Consider the following 21,367-nt stretch of genomic DNA (forward strand, 5'->3'; position numbering starts at 1 on the left):
GGGGTTCACCCACATAGAAGGACTCCTTTCTGTTGTGCTGACCGGACCGATGTGACGGCCCGGACGGTTGATGCCCGACCCGGTCAGGCGCGCGGGGCCGGCGTGCCGGACGTCGGGTGCGCGTACGCGGTGCCCGCGTCCGCGGTGTGGCGTCCGATGTAGGTGGGGGTCTGCGCGGAGCCGAGGACGACCCGCGTGAGCCAGTCGGGGATGCGGGGCTCGGCCCAGCGCCACAGGGCGTACCAGGCGGCGATCGCCGCGGCCGTGACGAGCGCGAGCGTGGTCTCGGCCCCGAGCCAGTCGGCCAGGGCTGCGCCGAGGCCGCCCGGCAGGTGCGGGGTGATCGCGCGCAGGATCGCGGCGACGGCCGAACCCCACAGGACGGGAACGACCGTGCGCAGCCAGGACACGGCGCGGTCGGAGATCGGGTGGGTCGGGGTGGTGGTCACGCGGGGTCTCCTTGGGGTGTGGTGGTGAGGACGTCGCGCACCGCGAGCGCTGACACGTCGCCTCCGACGGCCGCGAGGAGGTTGTGGGTCGCGGCGGGGTAGTCGTAGGTCTGACCGGCACCTGGACGAGCGCGAGCGTCGAGCTCGCCGCCCGGTCCGCGCTGGCCGCGGACTTCTGGGTCGCGGAGACGTCCTTGCCGACGGCGACGACCAGGTCGTGGGTGGCCTCGCGTCGGGCGCAGGGCTGGCCGGTGACGGCGAGCCAGTTGTGGATCTCGCTCGGCATGCGCGCCTGGTCGGTGTCCGCCGGTCGTGGGGTCAAGCCCCGCCCTCCGAAGAGGGCGGGGCTCGGCCGCAGGGGAACTACGGGTCAGACGTCAAGGTGCGCTGCCAGACCTCCTCTCAGTTCCGCTCACCAAGCCGATCTGACGGCTCGAGCGGATCCCGGCGGGGCTAGGCCTGCTCGCTGGGAGATGCGCCCGACGGCGGCACGTGCGCGAGGGCGCCGGTCTCCGCGCTGTGCGCGCAGACCGGGGTCTGCGGGGAGCTGCGGGCCACCCGTGCGAGCGAGTCGGGGACGCGGGGCACGACCGTGCGCAGGCAGGACACGACGCGGTCGGAGACCCCGGACGTGGGCGCCGCCATCAGGCCGTGAGCGGGAACGACGCCACGATGGCGTTGAACTGCGCGGCCGAGACGCCCACGTTGGGCAGCGTCTGGGTGAGCGTGACGTACTGGTCCCAGCCGACGACAGGGGCCGAACGGCCACCCGAGACGATGATGGCCGCGTTGTTCGACTTGTTGAGAATCACGATCATTTTGTCCTCCAGGACGTTGGGTAGGGGCGGAGCGGGTGGGATCGCGGCGAGGATGCCGGGAATCTGTGCGATGCGAGCGTCGCCGGGGCAGGTCTTGCCGATGGCGGTGGAGTAGTACATGCCGCCGTCGACGCGGTAGCCCGGGCGGAACGGGGGAGAGGACTCCACCCCCAGGCGGTGCCAGGACAGGCCGCGAGAGCTCTCTCCGACGCGGGAGTCGGAAGCAAGCCGGATGGGGATCGTCCGATGGGTGTGGGTGATCCAGGTGGACAGGGCCTTGAGGGCCGCGACCTGTGCCGCGGTCCACGCCGGGGGTTGGCCGCCGGCGGTCCAGAGGCGCCCGTAGCCGTCCCAGGACTCGATCGAGATGGTCGCGTCGTTGCCCTGGTAGTCGGCGGCCGAGAAGAAGTCGGTGTCGATGTACTGCTCGACCGTGCCGTCCTCGGCGACGTAGAAGTGCGAGCAGGGTTGTCCGGGCTGCGAGAAGTAGGGATAGAGCGACGACGCGTCGGTGACCGCGGTGTGGAAGTTGATGCGGTGGCGGACGGTGGCGCGAACGTTCTCCGTGTTCGCGTGCGGGATCAGGCGCTGGACAGCGCCTGGGTAGATCGCCATAGGTTCCTCCTTGCATGACGAGGGCCCCGACGTGGTCACGTGCGGGGCCGGTGGATGAGGGGACGTGGAGCAGGGGGTCAGGGAGCCCCAGGGACCGCGCGAAGGAGCGTGATCAGGACGGCGAGCAGCGAGCCGAGCCCGACGACCGACGAGACGACGACCGAGGCGACGGTCCACCCGGACGTGCCCGCCTTCGTCCCTGCGGCGGCGTTCTTCTCGAGCTCGCCGATGGCCACGGAGTGCACGGCGGCGAGGCGGTCGGACGCGTCGAGGCGGCGCGCGTGCTCCTCGAGGCGCGCGGTCTGCACGGCGAGCGCTGCGTCGACCTTGCCTTCGAGACGGGCGAGGGTCACGGGGACGGACTCGGCCTGCTGCTGCTCGGGGGTGTTCATGCTCGTCCGTCGCCGAAGGTCTCGCGGGGCGTTCTGTCGGGCCGCACGGCGTGCCTCCTCGACGGGTCGGGTTCGGGGTGGGAGCAGGCGCGGCTCGTCGTCGTTCCTGCCGGTGAGCGTCGATGGTGTGCCTCACGACGACCGCCGAACGGTCACGACGGGCCTCCGTCGGCGTCGATCGGGGCGGTGAGGCCCACGACCGCTTCGGCGGTGACGATCCAGGGGGCGCGGAGCCGGGGACCGAGGTCGGCCCAGCGCCCGTGCGTGTCGGTGGTGTGGCGGGCGTACACCAGCGCTGCGATGCCCTCGACGATCGTGGATCCCTCGGACGGGGCGGCGCGGTTGCCGTCGCGGTCGAGCGGTATGCCTAGGTGCTCTGCGATGGCGGGGACGGCGTTGGACAGGAAGAAGAGGCGGGCTGCATCGAGGTAGGGGTCGGGTCCGGTCATGGGAGGCTCCTGGCGTCGTCGGGCATGTGCGGGGCGCGGTAGGTGCCCGGTGCCCGGTGCGAGAGGGCGGACGGGTGCAGGCGGCGCTGATGGTTGCGTCCGGTCATGCGGCAGACCGGGGGGCCGGCTCCCCGTCCTGTGCGACGTGCGTGGGCGGCCTGTCGCGGCCTGTCGGGCCGGCCGCCGCTGCGGCACGCTCTGTCGGGGTCCTGCCGCCGTACATCCCGAACCGCAGGGCCCCGGGGCCGCCGGACTCGGCCGCGTTCGCCTCGGCGAGGCAGGGCACCACGACGGGGCAGGCGTCACAGATGCGACGGGCCTGGTCGTAGGCGGCCGGGAGGTCCGAGACGGGGTGCCACGGGTCTCCCTGCAGCTCGTGGTCCCAGCCTCGGCACGCGGCGTCGAGGCGCCACTGCGCAGGTTCGGGGGTCGAGAGTCGGATCGTCGGTCGGGTGAGCGACGTGGCGCGCAGGTCTGTCATCGGTCCTCCTGGGTCTCGGGGTATCGCTGGTGCGGGGCCGACCGCCTCGTGCCAGCAGGCGGTCAGGGTGCTGGTGGACCCGGACGACGGCGGACCGCGTCAAGCCCTCGTACTGCGCATCACGTGGCTGACGGCGGCCTCGCCGGTGGGGTCGAGGTAGCCGAGGGTCGAGCGGACGAGGTTGTCGGGGTCGACGTGCTGCATCTGCTCGGCGCGCCGGTGGATCGTGAGTGCGAGCCGTTGGGTCTTGCTGCGCCCCAGGTCGATGCCGTTCTCGTCGGCGAACTCCCGGATGCGCCGTTCCCACCCCGTGCGGGTCATGGACATGGCGACGTCTCCTGGTCTCTTCGTCCGTGGCGTACCTCGGAGCGGGGTGCTGTTGGGGGCTCAGGCTGCGGCCGAGACGTCCCGGGTGGTGACGAGCGCGTGCGGTGTGGTGCCGAGCGCGGTCGCGAGCGCGGTGATCTCGCGGACCGTGAAGTCGCCGCGGCCGTTGAGCTTGCGGTCGAGCGACGTCCTCGGGATGCCCGACGACGCGGCGAGCGAGAGCTTCGTCAGTCCGCTCTGCCGTCGTGCCGTCTCGATGTTGGCGGCCACTGCGGATGCGTAGTGGTTGCTGTCCATGTCGGCAACACTAATGCCCACATGGGCAGCGCGCAATCTCATCAGTGCCCCACTTTCGGCAGCAAGGGTGTCCGGATGATCATGTACGCTGCCCGTATGGACATCAATGAGGCAACAGCTCGTGCCATCGCAGCGGAACGGGCGATCAGCGGGATGACTGTTCGCGAGCTCGCCGCGAGGGCCGGGATCCCGGAGCGATCCCTCATGCGCGTCCTGCAGGCGGAGCGCGAGATCAAGGTCGTCCAGGTGGCGCAGCTCGCGGAGGCGTTCGAGATCTACCCCCACGAGATCATCGAGCGTGCCGAGGTGATCCTCGCGCGTGCCGAGAAGGAGAAGCCGTCGCCCGGCGCGTCCGTGCATGCGTTCCCCGCGCGCACCCGGCCCGGCGGTACTACCGTCGCTGAACCGCGAGTCATCGCGGCGATGGAGGACTACGACGGTGAGGACCTGGTGGCCGAGATGGAGAGCCACGAGGAGCAACCGTAGGAGCGTGGAGATGTACGACCTGATCGAGCACGCGGAGTCGTTGGGGCTGGAGGTGCTGTTCGACGACCTGGGTGCCAGGCACGCGCACGTCCGCGAGGACGGTGTCGTGGTCGTCAACGACGCCCGGTCGTACCTCCTGCAGCGGGCGGCGCTCGCGCACGAGTGCGGGCACCACGTCCACTGCCACGTGCACGCCGTCGGCGCCCTCGAGTCGAGGCAGGAGCGGCAGGCCGACGAGTATGCCGCGAACCTGCTCTTCGGGCCCAGGGAGTATGCCCAGGCGGAGCGCATGTACGGGCCCGATGCCACGATGATCGCGCGCGAGCTCGGCGTCCCCGCCCGGATGGTCCATGCCTGGCGGCGTGCCTGGCGCGCGAACGCGCACCGCGTCCCTCGGGGCTTCACCGTGCTCGGCTGACACGTCCGGTCGAGAATCCGGAGGACCGTGCGCGGCGGCCCGTGGCAGCCTGGGCCGCATGATCTCCAACACCGACGCACCGCGCCCCGTGCTCGGTGACGTCCTCCTGGTCGATGACCTCCGGGTGTTCCGGCAGGAGGTCTCGGGCTCGGTCGCGCGGACGTCCGCCCAGGGCCGCGACCTGCTGCGCTACGCAGTGGCGGCCGGTCACCGGTGGGAGCAGGTCTGGCTCGATCACGACCTGGGCGACCTGACGGGGGTCGAGGACATGATCGGTCCGGTCGTGGACTGGCTCTGCGAGCAGGCGTCGGCCGGTCGGCCCGCCCCGGTGGGAGTCGTCGTGGTGCACACGACGAACGCCCCGGCCGGAGCGTCGATGGTCCGGGTGCTGCGCGCCGCCGGGTACCAGGTCGTGCGAGTGGTGGCGCGCGAGCATCTCGACGTGGACCCCGTGCTGTACGAGGCCGCGACGGGTCACCGGCCGCGCGGCTGACGTCGAGTGTGCAGTTCGAGCTGTCGGCGAGGGGCGGAAGACAGCCCGAGCTGCACACTCGACGCAAGGAGTCGCGCTTCCGGCCGTTCTCCCCGTGCGCTGCGCCGCACACCGGCGTTCCATGAGAGTCATGGACCTCCAGATCCGCCGCGTCTACGCGGACCCCACGCCCGACGACGGCTACCGCGTCCTGGTCGACCGGCTCTGGCCGCGGGGGTTGAGCAAGGAACGGGCCCGAGTGGACCGCTGGCTCAAGGAGGTCGCGCCGTCGACCGCGCTGCGCACCTGGTTCCACCACGACCACGCGCTGTTCGACGAGTTCGCCGCGCGCTACCGCGCCGAGCTCGACCAGAACCCCGCCGTCGACGACCTGAGGGCGATCGTCGCCGAGCACCCGGTCGTGACCCTGCTCTACGGGGCCAAGGACGAGCAGGACAACCAGGCGGTGGTGCTGCGCGACTACCTGGCGGCGACGGGCTGACGGGGTGGCACTAGGTCGAAAACGGGGTGGCGCGCCCGGTCGAGAACGGGGTCGAGGGCGCTATCGGTGTCAGAACGACCGCAACCTCGTTCTCGGCACCGGCAACCGGCAACCGGCAACCGGCAACCAGCGGCTCCACCTGACCAGCTCCACGGTCCCACCGGCATCCGATCCGTTGCGAAACGTCCCGTACCTCCCGGAGGCCCGGATCGTCCCGTTCAGCGAGCGAGCGACGCCGGGTCGTGACACGATGCCACGTCCGCTCGACAGAAGGAGATGCATCATGCCCACCGGTACCGACCGCACCACGTCAGGGACTGCCCAGCGGCTCCAGCAGAGCACGGGCCTGCGGGTCCTCGCCCGCACCGGATACGCCGTGAGCGGCCTGCTGCACATCATGATCGGGATCATCGCGGTGAGGATCGCGACCGGGTCGGGCGGAGGGGAGGCCGACCAGACCGGCGCGCTCCAGGAGATCGCCGGGACGACCGGGGGAGCGTTCGTGCTGTGGTTCGCGGTCGTCGCCTTCGTCGCGCTCGGGCTCTGGCAGATCCTCGAGGTGGTCGCGGGGACGAGCGGGGACGCCAAGGACCGGACGGCGTTCCGCGCGAAGTCCGCAGGCAACTCCGTGGTCTACCTGGCGCTGGGGGCACTGACCTTCCAGGTCGTGAGCGGGTCGGGCGGCGGGGGGCAGCAGGACACGCTCACGGCGTCGCTCCTCTCGAACGGCGCTGGCAGGGTGCTCGTCGGGGCCGTCGGGATCGGCATCGTCGTGACCGGTGCCTACCACGTGGTCAAGGGCTGGAAGAAGCGCTTCCTCCAGGACCTCGAGGGCAACGCGGGTGGCCAGGTCGGTCACGCCGTCGTCGTCCTCGGGCGGGTCGGGTACATCGCCAAGGGGGTCGCGCTCGGTGTGCTCGGAGCGCTCGTGGTGGCCGCCGCGGTGACGGCCGACCCGGCGAAGGCGAGCGGGCTCGACGCGGCCCTGCGGACCATCGGCGAGCAGCCCTTCGGCGCAGTCCTCCTGGCGGCCACGGGCATCGGTTTCGCCGCGTACGGCGTGTACTCGTTCGCCCGAGCCCGGTACGCACGGATGTGAGACTGCCGTGGGCGCCATGGAAGAATGGCGCCCATGGCGATGAGAGAGATCCGTGTGATCCCGGACCCCGTGCTCCGCACCCCGTGCGACGAGATCACCACCATCGACGACCGGGTGCGCTCGCTCGTCGCGGACCTGGTCGAGACGGTCGACTACGAGGGCCGGGCCGGCCTGGCCGCCAACCAGATCGGCGTCAACCTGCGCGCCTTCGCGTGGAACATCGAGGACGAGATCGGTTACGTCCTCAACCCGAAGATCGTCGAGCTCTCGGAGGAGATCCAGGACGGTGACGAGGGCTGCCTGTCGGTGCCCGGCCTCTGGTACCCCACGCGACGTGCCTGGTACGCCCGGGTCGTGGGCATGGACCTCGACGGCAACGAGATCACCGTCGAGGGGACCGAGCTCATGGCTCGATGCCTCCAGCACGAGACGGATCACCTGGACGGCATGCTCTACCTCGACCGCCTGGACCGCGCCGTCCGCAAGAAGGCCATGCGGGAGATGCGCGCCCAGCTCTGAGGTGCACGTCGGTTCCCCCTCGTCCCGGCCGCGCCCGTCCCCGCTCGGGGTCGCGGCGCCGCCGCGACGAGGGGGAACCTGCGTCCTCCTGAGCGGGCACGGCTGTCGCACGCTCCGCCCGCATAGGGGGAGAAGCATGTCGGGGAGCCCTACCGCCGCGGGGTGAGAACTGCCATGGGGAGTCCTCCCCTCGCGATTCGGTCGACTCTCAGGCAAGATATGGCTCGTATACCGCTGGTTGATCAGGCATGATGATCCACCCCTGGTGAGGACGTTGGGGAAGACGAAACCTCGACCTAGGGAGGAACGACATGACTGGTGCCATCACACGCGGTGTTCTTTTCGTGCACTCGGCGCCCCGGGCGCTGAGCCCGCACCTGGAGTGGGCTGCCGGGAACGTCCTGGGCGTGCGTGTCACGCTGGACTGGACCGAGCAGCCTGCTGCCCGCGACCTCTACCGGGCGGAGCTCGCCTGGCAGGGAGCGCAGGGGACCGGTGCCCGCCTCGCCTCGGCGCTGCGCGGCTGGTCCCACCTGCGCTACGAGGTCACCGAGGACGCGAGCCACGGCTCCGACGGCGCCCGCTGGTCCCACACCCCTGACCTCGGGATCTTTCACGCGGTGACCGACGTGCACGGCAACGTCATGATCCCCGAGGACCGGGTCCGCGCCGCCCTCGAGGTCGCGCACGACAACCGCGCCATGCGTGACGCCCTGCACCTGGCCCTCGGCAAGGCGTGGGACGACGAGCTCGAGCCCTTCCGCCACGCGGGCGAGGACTCGAACGTGCGCTGGCTCCACCGCGTGGGCTGAACCTGATCACACCCCCCGCGGGGGACCTGGCGACCTCGTCGCCCGATGCCTGCCGGCTACTAGGAACCGGCAGGCATCGCCGTTCGTGGGGGAGAGGTCGGCGGGTGGGCGGTCGACACGTCCTGCGCCTCGGGCGTCCCGGCCGAGCCGGGGCCCGTGGTGGCGCCGACCGGCTGGAGGACGTCGTCACCACCGGGCGGGGCCGAGACCGGCGGTGTGGCGGGTCGCCGCCGCAGCCGGTCCCACCCACGCCGCAGCACGGGGGCCAGACGGCGCTCGACGGCCTGGTAGGTCACGTCCCGGATGAAGATGGCGTCGATGGCGATCATGGTCATCGAGAAGTACATGAGGCCCATGAGGACGCCGATCCCGAGGTGCATGCCCGTGATCGCGACGAGCGCGAGGATGCGGGTCGAGCGACGGAGCAGCAGGAACGGGAAGAACAGCTGCACGAACACCGCGCTGTAGCTGAGGATCGCGACGAGTACCCCCGAGCGCCCCATGACCTCGGTCACGGCCGGCCAGGTCGAGAACTCGTCGAGCTGGAACACGTAGTAGATCGCGGTGCCGTGCTGCCACATCCCGCCCTGGATCTTGTACATGGCCGAGGCCACGTAGACCACGAAGATCTGGAACGCGATGAGCACCACGGCCCCGTTGTGCAGCAGGGTGGCGAGCCACGCCCAGGACGCGGACCGCGAGGGCTTGCCGGCCGCCTCGGCCGCGCGCCGCCGTCGGGCGTCGAGGGACCACCGGCCCGACGTGTCCACGAAGACCATGTACAGCAGCACCATGCGCATGAGCTGGATGCCGCCGTCACCGATGTACGCGTTGGTCCGGAACAGCGCGATGTACAGCACCAGCAGCACCGGGATGACGATGCGAGAGCGCCAGCCCAGCACCAGCAGGACCGAGAGGGCGATGAGTGCGAGGTACTGCAGGTCGAAGGCCCAGGGCGGGGCCGACCCGTTGAAGAACGTGTCGAGCCAGGACGGGAACTCGTCGACCTCGACGCGCCCCTGCGCGAACGTCCGCCCCGCACCCCAGGCCAGGCTGCGGTCGCCCCAGTTGGCCGCGAGCTGCACCGCGATGATCAGGCCGAAGCCGATGCGCAGCACCGCGACCCCGTAGGAGGCCTTGCGGGAGTCGAGCATCCAGGACTCGCCCGCCGCCCAGGTGCTGCGCAGCCAGCCGGTCGCGCTCGCCCACAGGCCGGTCGTGCCCGTGGCGCCGGTGTCGCTGCTCATGAGACCCACTCTCCGAAGACGCCGCTGAAGCCCGCCCGGGCCTCGGGGGTGACCGGCGACGGGTCGCGCCAGCCCAGCCGGGTGAACTGCTCCTCCGGGCGCTGGACGCCCGGAGTGAGGCGCTGCTCGAACGGCACGACGCCCTGCGTCGACGTGCTCATCTGGATCGCGACGAGCTCTGCGTCCGGCCACAGGTCCATGGCGGCGAGGGTGCCGAACTCGTAGAGCGAGCCCTCGGACAGCAGGTACGAGTCCATGCCGCTCACGCTCATGCCCGTGCCGAGGAGCGCCCGCGTGAGGTCCTGGCGCCCGTCCGTCCCGTCGGCCGAGACGTGGTCCGAGTGCACCACGGCCTGCTGCTGGCCCTCGAGGGCGCTGTACGACGTCGTGTAGAAGCGGTTCATGCTGACCGGGATGCGCCAGGTGCGCGTCGGCAGGATCTGGTGCCGGACCTGCTCGTTGAACACGTCCCCCAGGTTGGCCCACTCGGAGACGGTCTCGACACCGGCCGCGTCCTGGGTGGTCGCACGAACCCACACGCGCAGGTCGACCGACTGCGGGTCCGGCGCGAAGATCTGCCAGTTCTGCGCGAACAGCGGGTACATGTGCTTGGACGTGACCGGGGAGGCCTTGTCGTTGACGGCCGACGTGGGTGCGGCCCAGAGGAAGGTCGAGAACATGTGGAACGCGACCAGCGCGGCCACGACGACCAGGGCCGTGCGTTGCACGACCGTGCGAGAACCCGCGGAGCTCACCGTGTACCTCCACATCGAGGACGGCCCGGACGACCGCGTCCCGGGAATGATAACCGGTGCTAACGATCCCACGGAACCGCTGCCCGGCCTCGCGACCGACCGGGGAGGGCCGCCCCGGTCGGGGTCGGTCGCGGGCACGACGACGCCCGGCGGCGGGGCGGACCAGGTCCGTCCCGCCGCCGGGCGTCGTCGGGTCTCCGGGCGCTCGCGCCCCAGGAGAGGGTCAGGCGTTCGTCACCACGAGGGCCACGTTGTGCCCGCCGAACCCGAACGAGTTGTTGATCGCGGCGATGTCGCCCGCGGGGAGCTCGGCCGGGACGTCGCGCACCAGGGGGACCTGGAGCTCGGGGTCCGGCTGTGCGACGTTGATCGTCGGGGGAGCCAGGCGCTCGTGCACGGCCTTGACGGTGAAGATCGTCTCGAGGGCGCCCGCACCACCCAGCAGGTGACCCGTCATGGACTTGGTCGCCGACAGCAGGACGTGGTCCGCGTCGTCGCCCAGCACGGTCCGGATCGAGCGCGTCTCGGTGAGGTCGCCGACCTTGGTCGAGGTCGCGTGCGCGTTGACGTGCACGACGTCGCGCGCCTCGACCTTCGCCTCGGCGAGCGCGCGGGTCATCGCCGCGACCTGGCCGCGACCCTCGGGGTCCGGGGAGGTGATGTGGTACGCGTCGGCCGACAGGCCCACACCGCCGATGCGGGCGTAGACGCGCGCGCCGCGGGCCGCTGCGTGCTCGGCGCTCTCCAGCACGACGACGCCCGCGCCCTCGCCGATGACGAAGCCGTCACGGTCGACGTCGTAGGGGCGCGAGGCGCCCTGCGGGTCGTCGTTGCGCAGCGAGAGCGTGCGCGAGGCCGCGAACGCGGCGATCGGCATGGGGTGGATGGTGGCCTCGGTGCCGCCGGCCACGACGACGTCGGCACGACCCGCGCGGATCATGTCGATGCCGTAGCCGATGGCCTCGGCACCCGACGCGCAGGCCGAGACGAGCGCGTGCGCACCGGCGCGGGCGCCGAACTCGAGCGAGACGTACGCGGCGGGGGAGTTGGGCATGAGCATGGGGACCGTCATGGGCAGCATGCGCCGGGCGCCGCGCTCCTTGAGGGTGTCCCAGCCGTCGAGCGTGGTCCAGATGCCGCCGATGCCCGACGACACGACCGCGCCCAGGCGGTCACCGTCGACCTCGGGGCTGCCCGCGTCGGCCCAGGCCTCGCGCGCCGCGATCATCGCGTACTGCGTCGAGGGGTCCATGCGCTTGATCTCGGGGCGCGGGAGGACGTCCTCCGGCTTGACCTTGATCTGGGCGGCGAACGTCACCGGGATCTCGTAGCGCTCGGCCCAGTCGTTCTCGAGCGGGCGGGCGCCGGACTGCCCAGCGAGGGCGGCGGCCCACGTGGAGGCCACGTCCCCACCGAGCGGCGTGGTGGCGCCGAGGCCGGTGACGACGACTTCGCGGAGGGAGGTCATGGCAGCTCCAGGTGTCTGAGGGGAGGAGAAGGGGAGGCGGGCAGGCCGGCGGTTCGTCGACCGCCGGCCCGCACCGGCCAGGTCACAGGGACCTGGCGCAGATCAGAGGATCAGGCCTGCGCGCCCGTGATGAACGACACGGCGTCGCCGACGGTCGCGAGGTTCTTGACCTCTTCGTCGGGGATGCGGACGCCGAACTTGTCCTCGGCGTGCGTGACGATCGTCATCATCGACAGCGAGTCGATGTCGAGGTCGTCCGTGAAGGACTTCTCGGCGAGGACGGCGTCCGTGGGGAGGCCGGTCTCTTCGCTGACGATCTCCGCGAGACCAGCGAGGACTTCCTGCTCGGTGTAAGCCATGGGGTTTCTCCTTGTGAGGGGTGCCGGGGCCGTCCGGCACCGGGAACTTGCTGTGGAACGGTGGAAAGGTCGTACGTCGCCCGCCCCTGGTCGGACCGCGGGGTGCGCGGACCGGGGGACGGACAGGATGATTCTCCCCTACGGGAGGACGATCACCTGCGCCGCGTAGACGAGCCCGGCGCCGAACCCGATCTGCAGCGCGAGGTCTCCCGACCTCGCGAGCCCCTCGGCGAGCAGACGCTCGGTCGCGAGCGGGATCGAGGCGGCCGAGGTGTTGCCGGTCTCGGCGATGTCGCGGGCGACCGCGACCGACCCGGGCAGGCCGAGCTGCTTGATCATCTGGTCGATGATCCGCATGTTGGCCTGGTGCGGGATGAACGCCTGGACGTCCTGCGCGGTCACGCCGGCGGCGGCGAGCGCCTTCTCGGCGATCGGGGCCATCTGGAACGCCGCCCACTTGAAGACGGTCTGCCCGTCCTGGCGCAGGGTGGGCCAGCCCAGCTCGGGGTTCTCGCGCAGGTCCGACCACGCGTGGGTCTGGCGGATCGCGGGAGCCTTGCCGCCGTCCGAGCCCCAGATCGTCGGGCCGATGCCGGGGGTGTCCGACGGGCCGACGACCGCGGCTCCCGCGCCGTCGCCCAGCAGGAACGAGATGGTGCGGTCCGTCGGGTCGACGAAGTCGCTCATCTTCTCGGCGCCCACCACGAGGACGTGCTGCGCGGCGCCCGATCGCACCAGGGCGTCGGCCTGCGCGATCCCGTAGGCGTAGCCCGCGCACGCGGCCGAGACGTCGAACGCGGCCGCGGGGGTCGCGCCGATCCGGTCCGCGAGCACCGCAGCGGCGGCGGGCGTCTGGTGGAAGTAGGTCGTGGTCGCGAACAGGACCGCGTCGATGTCGGCACCCGTCAGCCCCGCGGACGCGATCGCCTTGAGCGCCGCGGCCTCCGCCAGGTCGACCACGTCGACCCCGGCGCCCGCACGACGGCGCGTGACGATGCCGGTCCGCTGGCGGATCCACTCGTCGGACGAGTCGATCGGCCCGGCGAGGTCGTCGTTCGTCACGACGTTCTCGCCGCGGACCCCGCCGATGCCGAGGACGCGCGAGTACTCGGCCCCCGCGGCCTGCCGGATGGTCAGCGCGCTCACGCGGTGGTCTCCCCGGCGGGAGCGACCGCGCCGTCGGAGGCACCGGCGGCCGACGAGGTGCCCGCGGCGTCGCTGTGACGTGCGACGAGGTCACGAGCCTTGTCGATGTCCGCGGTCGACTTGACCGCGACCGTCTCGACACCGGGAAGGGTGCGGCGCGCGAGGCCCGTGAGGACCCCGCCTGGGGCGAGCTCGAGGATCGCGGTCACGCCGAGCGCCGCGAGCGTCTCCTGGCACAGGTCCCAGCGGACCGGGGCCGCGATCTGGGCCGTGAGGCGCGAGAGCACGTCCTCCTTGACCCCGAAGAGACCACCGGACTCCGCACCCGAGATGGTCGCGTACGCGGCGCCGTCGGCGTTCGAGAGGAGCGGCAGGCGCGGGTCCGTGGCGTCCCACCCGGCGGCGACCGGGGCGAACGCGTCGAGCGCGGGCTGCATGAACGGGGTGTGGAACGCTCCCGCGACCTGGAGGGGGATCACGCGCGCCTTGGCGGGCGGGTTCGCGCCCAGCGCCGTGATGCCCTCGAGCGAGCCCGCGGCGACGACCTGGCCGCCCCCGTTGACGTTCGCGGGCCACAGGCCCGCGGCCTCGATCGCGGCGAGGACCTCCTCGGCGTCGCCGCCCACGACGGCAGCCATGCCGGTCGGGGTCGCGGCGGCGGCCTCGGCCATGAACCGTGCACGGGCCGTCACGAGGCCCACCGCGGCGGCGTCCTCGAACACGCCCGCGACCGCGGCGGCGGCGAACTCGCCGACCGAGTGGCCCGCGGTCACGTCGGCGACCTCGCACGTGTCGCGGCCGTCGAGGATCGCGCGCAGCGCGATCAGCGAGGCCGACACGATGAGCGGCTGGGCCACCGCGGTGTCACGGATGGTCTCGGCGTCCGACTCGGTGCCGTGGGCACGCAGGTCGAGGCCGGACGCGGCGGAGAACGCGTCGAGCTGCGCGGGGACCCCGGGCAGCTCGAGCCAGGGGGCGAGCATTCCGGGGGACTGGGAGCCCTGTCCAGGGCACAAGACGGCTAGCACCCGTCAACTGTGTCAACCAGGTCGCGTGTCGTGACGTCACGACGCGCACCAACCTTGTCCGGGCCGTTTGTGCCGAACCTACAAGACGTGCACGACGGCGCCGCTCACCACGGCTGGTCGTCGCCCCGCGGCGCCGGCAACGTCGTCAACGGCCCGACGGCCCCGCGGAGAGCTGCCCGAGGGCGAGCGCGACCTGCAGGACGAACGACTCGCGCGCGTCGAGCGGGTCCCAGCCCGTGATCTCGGCGACCTTGCGCAGGCGGTAGCGGACCGTGTTGGGGTGCACGTACAGGCTGCGCGAGGCGGCCTCGAGCGAGCGGCCCGTGCCGAGGTACGCGGACAGGGTCTCGAGGATCGCGCCCGTGCTCTCGAGCAGCGGGCGGTACGCCTGGACGACCAGGGTGCGCCGGGCCGTGGTGTCGCCCGTCAGGACGCGCTCGGGCAGCAGGTCGTCCGCGAGGACCGGGCGCGGGGCCTGGGGCCACGCGGGGGCCGCGGCCAGGCCCGCGAGCGCGGCCTGCGCGGAGCGGGCGGCGTCGGCGAGCGAGGGGACCGTGGGGCCGATCACGACGGGTCCGGGACCGAACCGGGGGAGCAGCGACGCGGCCGCGGCCTGCAGGTCGCCCGCACCGCCGAGCACCAGGACCAGCCGGTCGCCGTGGATCCCGACGAGCGCGTCCCCGGCCGCGCGACGGGTCGCGCGGCGCAGCTCGGCCGTGCGCAGGTCGTCGAGCGCCGACGTCGCGGTCCCCACCATGACCAGCGTCGATCCCTGCCCGCCCCAGCCGAGGGCCGAGACGCGCGAGCGCAGCGAGTCGTCGCCGTCGCCGCGGATGAGCGCGTCCACGATCAGGGCCTCGAGACGGGCGTCCCACGCGCCGCGGACCTCGGCCGCCCGGGCGTAGACCTCGGCGGCCGAGAACGCGACCTCGCGCGAGTAGCGGAGCACGGCCTCGCGCAGGTCGCGCTCGCCGCCGGGGATCGCGAGGCGGTCGGAGTACGCCTCGACGACCTCGACGACGATCCGCACGAGCTGGAGGGTGTGCTGCAGCGAGATCGACCGGGTCAGCTCGGAAGGGGCCGCGGCGAAGATCTCGCTCACGCCGTGCGGCGGGGAGGCCGGGTTGGCGTACCAGGTCACGAACGCGGTGATGCCCGACTGCGCGACGAGCCCCACGTACGAACGGTCCTCGGCAGGCAGCGCCCGGTACCACGGAAGGTCCTCGTCGAGACGGCGCAGGGCGGCGGCGGCGAGCATCCCGCTGCCGTCCCGAAGTCGCTGCAGGTTGTCGGTGTTCCCCGTGATCGGCACGCCCCGAGCATACGGCGTCGTTGTGGGGAGTCCACAAAACCTGGACCCGCGCTGTGTGCCCCTCCGGGGGCGAGCCGCACCGGAGCCGCTAGTGTCGATCCATGGCCTTGATGCCCCGACTCCGACAGCTCATGCGACGCCCGTCCTCGGCGTCGACCGTGGGCGCGCGCCGTCCCACCAGCGCCGATCGCCGCGGTGACACCGTGCACGAGGACGCCCTGCGCGCGATGCTCGTCGACGACCCCAACGACGAGCGGGCCTTCCAGGCCCTCGCGGAGATCGTCCGACGGCGCGCGGCCGAGTCGCACGTGTCGGCCGACCCGCTCGCGGCCCCGGCCGACGAGAGCGAGAAGCAGCGCGCGGCCGACCTCGCCGTCTGGGCGCTCGCGGAGGAGCTCGCGGGACACCCCCGCGGGTGGTACCCGCTCGTCGAGCTGGGCAGGCTCTCGCTCGAGGACGACCAGGAGGCGGCGCTGCGGCGGTTCGCGACGGCTGCCGAGCGCGACCCGTCCGGCCTGGCGCTCGCCGAGAGCATGGAGATCCTGCGCGAGGCGGGGCTGCCGGTCGAGGCGCTCGGGCTCGGAGTGGGACACTGGCGGGCCAAGGAGCACACACCGGCAGCGGGCCGCCAGCTCGTGCTGGCCGCGATCGAGGCCGACCGCATCTTCGAGGCCAAGCACCACCTGGCCTCTCTCGCGATGTACCCGGACGCTGCTCTCGTCGCCCCGCTCCAGGCCGAGCTCACGCTCGCCATCGCGCACGCCGAGCAGCACCGCTCGGGCACCTAGGCCACCTGCGCCGGCCACGCCGGAGCGCCCGACGTCGGGCCCGCCGCGAGCGGGCCGGTGCGAGCGGGCCGGTGCGACCCACGTGGCGCGCCCGCGGGAGGACGGTCATCGTGCTCGCCGGCGCCGGGTCCGCACGGCGCCCCACCGACGCCGACGGCGCCGCTCACCTCGTGAGGTGAGCGGCGCCGTCGGGCACTACGGGCGGGGGACGATCAGGAGTCGCCGCCCGCGTTGCCGGACGTGCCGGCCGTGACGTCCATCAGACGGTACTTCTCGATCGCCTGGGCCGAGGCCTCCGCGGGGACCTTGCCCTGCTTCGCGAGCTGCTGGAGCACGCGGACCACGACCGAGGGACCGTCGATCTTGAAGTGACGACGGGCCGCGGCACGCGTGTCGGAGAAGCCGAAGCCGTCCGCACCGAGCACCGCGTAGTCGCCCGGGATCCACTGGCGGACCTGGTCGGGGACGAGGTGGTCGTAGTCGCTCGTCGCGACGAACGGACCCTCGACGCCCTGGAGCTTGGCCGTCAGGTACGGCACGCGCGGCGTCGCGGCCGGGTCGAGGAACGCGTCCTGCTCGGCGGCCAGGCCGTCGCGGCGCAGCTCGTTCCAGCTCGTGACGCTCCAGACGTCCGCCGAGACACCCCAGTCCTTCTCGAGGAGCTCCTGCGCCTCCAGCGCCCACGGCACGCCCACGCCCGAGGCGAGGATCTGCGCCTTGGGACCCGAGGCCTCGGACACCTTGATGCGGTGGATGCCGCGCAGGATGCCCTCGACGTCCACGTCCTCCGGCTCGACCGGCTGCTGCATGGGCTCGTTGTAGACCGTCAGGTAGTACATGACGTTCTGGTCGCGCCCGTCCTCGCCGTGGCCGTCCTTGCCCGGCCCGTACATGCGCTCGATGCCGTCGCGCACGATGTGGCGGATCTCGTAGCCGTAGACCGGGTCGTACTGGACGATCGCCGAGTTGGTGCCCGCGAGCAGCGGCGAGTGGCCGTCCGCGTGCTGGAGGCCCTCACCGGTGAGCGTCGTGCGCCCGGCCGTCGCGCCGATGATGAAACCGCGCGTGAGCTGGTCGCCCGCGGCCCAGAACTGGTCGCCGGTGCGCTGGAACCCGAACATCGAGTAGAAGATGTAGAACGGGATCATCACCTCGCCCTGCGTGGCGTACGAGGTGCCGACCGACTGGAACGCGGCCGCCGAACCGGCCTCGTTGATGCCGGTGTGCATGATCTGCCCGGCCTCGGACTCCTTGTAGCTCAGCATGAGCTCGCGGTCCACGGCGAGGTAGTTCTGGCCCTGCGTGTTGAAGATCTTCGCGGACGGGAAGATCGAGTCCAGACCGAAGGTCCGGGCCTCGTCCGGGATGATCGGCACGATGCGCTTGCCGATCTCCTTGTCCTTGATGAGGTCCTTGAGCAGACGGACGAACGCCATCGTGGAGGCGATCTCCTGGTTGCCCGAGCCCTTCTTGAGGATCTCGTACGTCTTGTCGCCCGGCAGCGTGACAGGGGCCGGCGCCGCGCGACGCTCGGGCACGTACCCGCCGAGCTGGCGACGACGCTCCTGCATGTACTGGATCTCCGGCGCGTCGGCACCCGGGTGGTAGTACGGGGGCTCGTACGGGTTGGCGTCGAGCTCCTCGTCCGTGATCGGGATGCGCAGCGAGTCGCGCAGCGTCTTGAGGTCGGCCAGGCCGACCTTCTTCATCTGGTGCGTCGAGTTGCGCCCGGCGAAGCCCGAGCCCAGGCCGTAGCCCTTGACGGTGTGCGCCAGGATGACGGTCGGCTGGCCCGTGTGGGCCGTCGCCGCCGCGTACGCCGCGTAGAGCTTGCGGTAGTCGTGGCCGCCACGCTTGAGGGCCCAGATGTCGTCGTCCGACATGTTCTCGACGAGCTGCTTGGTGCGCGGGTCGCGACCGAAGAAGTGCTCGCGGATGAACGCGCCGCTCTCGGCACGGTAGGTCTGGTAGTCGCCGTCGGGCGTGACGTTCATCAGGTTGACGAGCGCACGGTCCTTGTCGGCGTTGAGCAGGGTGTCCCACTCGCGGCCCCAGATGACCTTGATGACGTTCCAGCCCGCACCGCGGAACTGCGCCTCGAGCTCCTGGATGATCTTGCCGTTGCCGCGGACCGGGCCGTCGAGGCGCTGCAGGTTGCAGTTGACCACGAAGTTCAGGTTGTCCAGGCCCTGCTGCGCGGCGAGCTGCAGCATGCCGCGGCTCTCCGGCTCGTCCATCTCGCCGTCGCCGAGGAACGCCCAGACGTTCTGCTGGCTCGTGTCCTTGATGCCGCGGTTGTGCAGGTAGCGGTTGGTCCACGCCTGGTAGATCGCCGAGGCCGGGCCGAGACCCATGGAGACCGTGGGGAACTCCCAGAAGTCCGGCATGAGGCGCGGGTGCGGGTAGGACGGCAGTCCGCCGCCCGCGTGCGACTTCTCCTGGCGGAACCCGTCGAGCTGGTCCGCCGAGAGGCGGCCCTCGAGGAACGCGCGGGCGTAGACGCCGGGGCTCGCGTGACCCTGGAAGTAGACCTGGTCACCGCCGCCCGGGTGGTCCTTGCCGCGGAAGAAGTGGTTCAGGCCCACCTCGTACAGCGTCGCGACGGACGCGTAGGACGAGATGTGCCCGCCGACCCCGATCCCGGGACGCTGCGCGCGCGTGACCATGACGGCCGCGTTCCAGCGGTTCCAGCTCCGGTAACGACGCTCCATGGCCTCGTCACCGGGGAAGTACGGCTCTTCGTGCACACCGATGGTGTTGACGTAGGGGGTGTTCACCGACGTCGGGATCGCCACGTTGCGCTCACGTGCTCGCTTGAGCATGTTGAGCAGGACGTAGCGGGCGCGGGGGCCGCCACGGTCGTCGATCAGTCCGTCCAGGGACTCGACCCACTCGCTCGTCTCAGCGGGGTCGATGTCCGGTACTTGGCTGAGCAGACCGTTGATCAGCGGTCCGGTCTCGTCAAACGAAGCCACCAGCAACCTCATATCTTGTTCGGAGCGGTATTCGGATTGAATCACGGCGCGGTACACCGTGCCCGCTCACCTCCAGCCACTCCTGCGCGGTGGTAGCAGCCGCTGGTGGCGACTGTGCCTCCACACTCTCGGGTGGTCGAACCATTCTGTTACCCCGCGGCCTGGAAGTCACACCACAAGGGGGTCAAGAGAGCGTGATCTCCATGACACAGGAGTGTGTGCGTCCGGTGCGCAGAGCGTGGAGGAGACGCTTCGGCGGGGATTCGACGGTGCCCGTCGAGGAGGTGCGGCCGGGCGGCGAGGTGCCCGACGGCGGAGCACCCGCCGCGCGCTCGGGGCGCCTCCCGTGGCGCGCCGACGTTGTGCCGAGTGCCGAACACCGCAACACTGGTGCAACTGCACCGGTGAAGACGCCCGCGCGACGCACCCGCCCCTGCTGAGGCACGCGGGAGTGGTGTGGGCTACCTTTGCCAGCAGGTCACCGATCATCGAGCAGTACGAAGAAGGGAAAGAGACACAAGTGGGAGCGACGCCGGACCCCCAGGGTGCAGGACGCCTGGGGTTCCTCTCTGGCCATGTGGTGCAGGAGTTCGGTTGGGGTGAGGACGTCGACGACGACCTTCGCGCCGAGATCGAGGAGCTCGTCGGCTCCGAGCTGGTGGACGAGGACTACGGAGACGTCACCGACGGTGTCGTGGTCTGGTGGCGCGAGGACGACGGCGACCTGACCGACATGCTCGTCGACGTCCAGACGGTCCTCGACGACGGCGGTCTCATCTGGATCTTCACGCCCAAGGCGGGCCGCGACGGCCACGTGGGGCACAACGACCTCCAGGAGGCCGCGACCACGGCCGGCCTGCACGCCACGAGCACCTTCGCGATCGCGCCGGACTGGTCCGCGACCAAGCTCGGCACGCGTGGCCGTGGCCGCTGAGGCCCCCGAGCTGACGGTCCGGCCGGGCGACCTCGCCCCCGACTTCACGCTCACCGACACGCACGGCACCCCGGTCCGCCTCGCGGACCTGCGCGGTCGACCCGTCCTGCTCGTGTTCGTGCCGTTCGCCTTCTCGGGCACGTGCACGAGCGAGCTGTGCGAGCTCCGCGACAACATCGCGGACTTCGAGACCGCGGGCGTCTCGCTCTACGCGATCTCGTGCGACCCCGTCTTCTCGCTCAAGGCCTGGGCCGCGCAGGAGGGGTACACGTTCGACCTCCTCTCGGACTTCTGGCCGCACGGCGAGGTCGCCCGCCGCTACGGGGTGTTCGACGACGAGCGCGGCCTCGCGATCCGCGGCAGCTTCCTGATCGACGCAGAGGGCGTCGTCCGGTGGTCCGTCGTGAACCCGCGCGGGCAGCGCCGGGACCTCGCGGGGTACCGGACGGCGCTCGCGGAGCTCTGACACGCACCTCCTCGACGGGCGTGCTGCGGCCTTCGGGCTGCGGTGCGCCCGTCGGTGCGTGGGGCGGTGCGTCCGGCGTGCCGGTGCGTCGGAGGTGCCGGCGTGACCGGGCGCGCTGGTGCGTCGGAGGTGCCGGCGTGACCGGGCTGCCGGCGCGACCGGGGGGCTGGTGCGTCGGGTGGCCGGCGCGAGGCGCCCGGCCCGCCGGGACCCGGGTGCTGGTCCGCGGGGTGCCGGACGCAGGTTCGTCGGACGCCCTGGCCGGGACCACCGTGGTGGCCGTGCGCCGTCGGGCGGGGTGCCCGATGTGCGGCTGATGTGCAACGCAGGGGCGGTGACCCGGTAGGCTGTGCACCGCTGTTCTGGGGCCTGTAGCTCAGTTGGTTAGAGCGCCACGCTTACACCGTGGATGTCGGGGGTTCGAGTCCCTCCGGGCCCACCCACCCGTCGGTGCGCGCGACGAGTGTGCAGTTCGGGTCGTCCAGGCGTGCTCGCGGACCGCCCGAAGTGCACACTCGGCGAAGAGTCTCCTCGCGAGGCGACCAGCACCACGCCGGACCCGGCCGCCAGGCCCGCGCGGCGCCGTCGGACGTGGGCCGGCCGCGGCGGTCGTCCCGCCGAATCACCCGGTCCCTCTCCACTGACAGCATCGACGCGTGTCGGTGGCTTCTCCTACTGTGACCGACGACGCCGCGCCGACGGAGCGCGGCGGCCTCCGGACGCGGTCCGGCGGCCCGGAGGAGACGGTGGGAC

Annotated in this window: 26 protein-coding genes and 1 tRNA gene; 11 read left to right on the top strand and 16 right to left on the bottom strand. The window is 71.7% G+C overall.

Annotation, left to right across the window (positions count from 1 at the left end; translation table 11 throughout):
- Positions 1-83 precede the first annotated feature (83 nt).
- The 8 genes from ACFVQ3_RS15440 to ACFVQ3_RS15475 all read right to left on the bottom strand — a co-directional run bounded on the left by ACFVQ3_RS15440 (position 84) and on the right by ACFVQ3_RS15475 (position 3,828).
- Positions 84-449, bottom strand: coding sequence for a hypothetical protein (locus ACFVQ3_RS15440; protein WP_387640753.1), 366 nt, complete (start codon positions 447-449; stop codon positions 84-86).
- A 453-nt stretch (positions 450-902) separates the two neighbouring features.
- A complete protein-coding gene (locus ACFVQ3_RS15445; protein WP_387640756.1) occupies positions 903-1,094 on the bottom strand; it encodes a hypothetical protein in 192 nt (63 codons plus the stop codon).
- Positions 1,094-1,882 (bottom strand): N-acetylmuramoyl-L-alanine amidase, encoded by a 789-nt coding sequence (locus ACFVQ3_RS15450; protein WP_387640758.1) that lies wholly within the window; start codon positions 1,880-1,882, stop codon positions 1,094-1,096. Before ACFVQ3_RS15450 ends, ACFVQ3_RS15445 begins: the two co-directional genes overlap by 1 nt.
- Before the next feature lie 77 nt (positions 1,883-1,959).
- On the bottom strand, positions 1,960-2,274 hold the full coding sequence (locus ACFVQ3_RS15455; protein ID WP_387640761.1) for a hypothetical protein: 315 nt from the start codon (positions 2,272-2,274) through the stop codon (positions 1,960-1,962).
- 152 nt (positions 2,275-2,426) lie between these two features.
- Positions 2,427-2,723 carry a hypothetical protein gene (locus tag ACFVQ3_RS15460; protein ID WP_387640764.1) on the bottom strand — a complete coding sequence of 99 codons (297 nt, stop codon included), beginning with the start codon at positions 2,721-2,723 and terminating at the stop codon, positions 2,427-2,429.
- A gap of 103 nt (positions 2,724-2,826) precedes the next feature.
- A complete protein-coding gene (locus ACFVQ3_RS15465; protein WP_387640766.1) occupies positions 2,827-3,204 on the bottom strand; it encodes a WhiB family transcriptional regulator in 378 nt (125 codons plus the stop codon).
- 99 nt (positions 3,205-3,303) lie between these two features.
- A complete protein-coding gene (locus ACFVQ3_RS15470) occupies positions 3,304-3,531 on the bottom strand; it encodes a hypothetical protein (RefSeq protein WP_387640769.1) in 228 nt (75 codons plus the stop codon).
- A gap of 60 nt (positions 3,532-3,591) precedes the next feature.
- Positions 3,592-3,828, bottom strand: a complete 237-nt coding sequence (locus ACFVQ3_RS15475; protein ID WP_387640772.1) for a helix-turn-helix domain-containing protein — start codon at positions 3,826-3,828, stop codon at positions 3,592-3,594.
- A 96-nt stretch (positions 3,829-3,924) separates the two neighbouring features.
- Here ACFVQ3_RS15475 and ACFVQ3_RS15480 point away from each other — a divergent pair, with 96 nt between their 5' ends.
- From ACFVQ3_RS15480 to ACFVQ3_RS15510, 7 genes are all read left to right on the top strand, one after another.
- Complete coding sequence (locus ACFVQ3_RS15480; RefSeq protein ID WP_387640774.1) at positions 3,925-4,314, top strand: hypothetical protein; 390 nt, start codon at positions 3,925-3,927, stop codon at positions 4,312-4,314.
- 10 nt (positions 4,315-4,324) lie between these two features.
- A complete protein-coding gene (locus tag ACFVQ3_RS15485; protein WP_387640893.1) occupies positions 4,325-4,732 on the top strand; it encodes an ImmA/IrrE family metallo-endopeptidase in 408 nt (135 codons plus the stop codon).
- A 58-nt stretch (positions 4,733-4,790) separates the two neighbouring features.
- A complete protein-coding gene (locus ACFVQ3_RS15490) occupies positions 4,791-5,225 on the top strand; it encodes a cyclic-phosphate processing receiver domain-containing protein (RefSeq protein ID WP_387640777.1) in 435 nt (144 codons plus the stop codon).
- A gap of 130 nt (positions 5,226-5,355) precedes the next feature.
- On the top strand, positions 5,356-5,706 hold the full coding sequence (locus ACFVQ3_RS15495) for a DUF488 domain-containing protein (protein ID WP_387640779.1): 351 nt from the start codon (positions 5,356-5,358) through the stop codon (positions 5,704-5,706).
- Positions 5,707-5,989: 283 nt separating this feature from the next.
- Positions 5,990-6,805, top strand: coding sequence for a DUF1206 domain-containing protein (locus ACFVQ3_RS15500; protein ID WP_387640781.1), 816 nt, complete (start codon positions 5,990-5,992; stop codon positions 6,803-6,805).
- Positions 6,806-6,838: 33 nt separating this feature from the next.
- Positions 6,839-7,324, top strand: coding sequence for a peptide deformylase (gene def, locus ACFVQ3_RS15505; RefSeq protein WP_387640783.1), 486 nt, complete (start codon positions 6,839-6,841; stop codon positions 7,322-7,324).
- Between the two features lie 311 nt (positions 7,325-7,635).
- Complete coding sequence (locus ACFVQ3_RS15510; RefSeq protein WP_387640786.1) at positions 7,636-8,136, top strand: DUF3145 domain-containing protein; 501 nt, start codon at positions 7,636-7,638, stop codon at positions 8,134-8,136.
- 59 nt (positions 8,137-8,195) lie between these two features.
- Here ACFVQ3_RS15510 and ACFVQ3_RS15515 read toward each other — a convergent pair whose 3' ends face one another.
- The 7 genes from ACFVQ3_RS15515 to ACFVQ3_RS15545 all read right to left on the bottom strand — a co-directional run bounded on the left by ACFVQ3_RS15515 (position 8,196) and on the right by ACFVQ3_RS15545 (position 15,397).
- A complete protein-coding gene (locus ACFVQ3_RS15515; protein WP_387640788.1) occupies positions 8,196-9,383 on the bottom strand; it encodes an HTTM domain-containing protein in 1,188 nt (395 codons plus the stop codon).
- A complete protein-coding gene (locus tag ACFVQ3_RS15520; protein WP_387640790.1) occupies positions 9,380-10,138 on the bottom strand; it encodes a DUF5819 family protein in 759 nt (252 codons plus the stop codon). The genes ACFVQ3_RS15515 and ACFVQ3_RS15520 overlap by 4 nt, the downstream gene beginning before the upstream one ends.
- A 223-nt stretch (positions 10,139-10,361) precedes the next feature.
- Positions 10,362-11,606 (bottom strand): beta-ketoacyl-ACP synthase II, encoded by a 1,245-nt coding sequence (gene fabF, locus ACFVQ3_RS15525; protein WP_387640792.1) that lies wholly within the window; start codon positions 11,604-11,606, stop codon positions 10,362-10,364.
- Between the two features lie 110 nt (positions 11,607-11,716).
- The gene (locus tag ACFVQ3_RS15530; protein WP_030151686.1) at positions 11,717-11,965 is read right to left on the bottom strand and encodes an acyl carrier protein; all 249 of its coding nucleotides are present in this window, start codon (positions 11,963-11,965) and stop codon (positions 11,717-11,719) included.
- Between the two features lie 138 nt (positions 11,966-12,103).
- Complete coding sequence (locus ACFVQ3_RS15535; RefSeq protein ID WP_387640795.1) at positions 12,104-13,111, bottom strand: beta-ketoacyl-ACP synthase III; 1,008 nt, start codon at positions 13,109-13,111, stop codon at positions 12,104-12,106.
- Positions 13,108-14,139, bottom strand: coding sequence for an ACP S-malonyltransferase (locus ACFVQ3_RS15540; protein ID WP_387640798.1), 1,032 nt, complete (start codon positions 14,137-14,139; stop codon positions 13,108-13,110). Before ACFVQ3_RS15540 ends, ACFVQ3_RS15535 begins: the two co-directional genes overlap by 4 nt.
- Positions 14,140-14,284: 145 nt before the next feature.
- On the bottom strand, positions 14,285-15,397 hold the full coding sequence (locus tag ACFVQ3_RS15545) for a PucR family transcriptional regulator (protein ID WP_387640896.1): 1,113 nt from the start codon (positions 15,395-15,397) through the stop codon (positions 14,285-14,287).
- Positions 15,398-15,552: 155 nt separating this feature from the next.
- Between ACFVQ3_RS15545 and ACFVQ3_RS15550 the strand changes: the two genes are divergently transcribed.
- The gene (locus tag ACFVQ3_RS15550; protein WP_387640800.1) at positions 15,553-16,239 is read left to right on the top strand and encodes a hypothetical protein; all 687 of its coding nucleotides are present in this window, start codon (positions 15,553-15,555) and stop codon (positions 16,237-16,239) included.
- A gap of 212 nt (positions 16,240-16,451) precedes the next feature.
- Here ACFVQ3_RS15550 and aceE read toward each other — a convergent pair whose 3' ends face one another.
- Complete coding sequence (aceE, locus tag ACFVQ3_RS15555; RefSeq protein ID WP_387640802.1) at positions 16,452-19,214, bottom strand: pyruvate dehydrogenase (acetyl-transferring), homodimeric type; 2,763 nt, start codon at positions 19,212-19,214, stop codon at positions 16,452-16,454.
- Positions 19,215-19,734: 520 nt separating this feature from the next.
- On the opposite strand from aceE, the gene ACFVQ3_RS15560 reads away from it, so the two are divergent.
- The 3 genes from ACFVQ3_RS15560 to ACFVQ3_RS15570 all read left to right on the top strand — a co-directional run bounded on the left by ACFVQ3_RS15560 (position 19,735) and on the right by ACFVQ3_RS15570 (position 21,053).
- Entirely contained in the window at positions 19,735-20,148 is a 414-nt protein-coding gene (locus tag ACFVQ3_RS15560) for a DUF3052 domain-containing protein (RefSeq protein ID WP_030151692.1), read from the top strand.
- Complete coding sequence (locus tag ACFVQ3_RS15565; protein ID WP_387640805.1) at positions 20,138-20,614, top strand: peroxiredoxin; 477 nt, start codon at positions 20,138-20,140, stop codon at positions 20,612-20,614. Before ACFVQ3_RS15560 ends, ACFVQ3_RS15565 begins: the two co-directional genes overlap by 11 nt.
- 365 nt (positions 20,615-20,979) lie before the next feature.
- Positions 20,980-21,053, top strand: a tRNA-Val gene (locus ACFVQ3_RS15570).
- The last annotated feature ends 314 nt before the right edge of the window (positions 21,054-21,367 follow it).

It is taken from the genome of Oerskovia sp. NPDC057915 (genome assembly GCF_042887685.1).
Lineage (GTDB): Bacteria > Actinomycetota > Actinomycetes > Actinomycetales > Cellulomonadaceae > Oerskovia.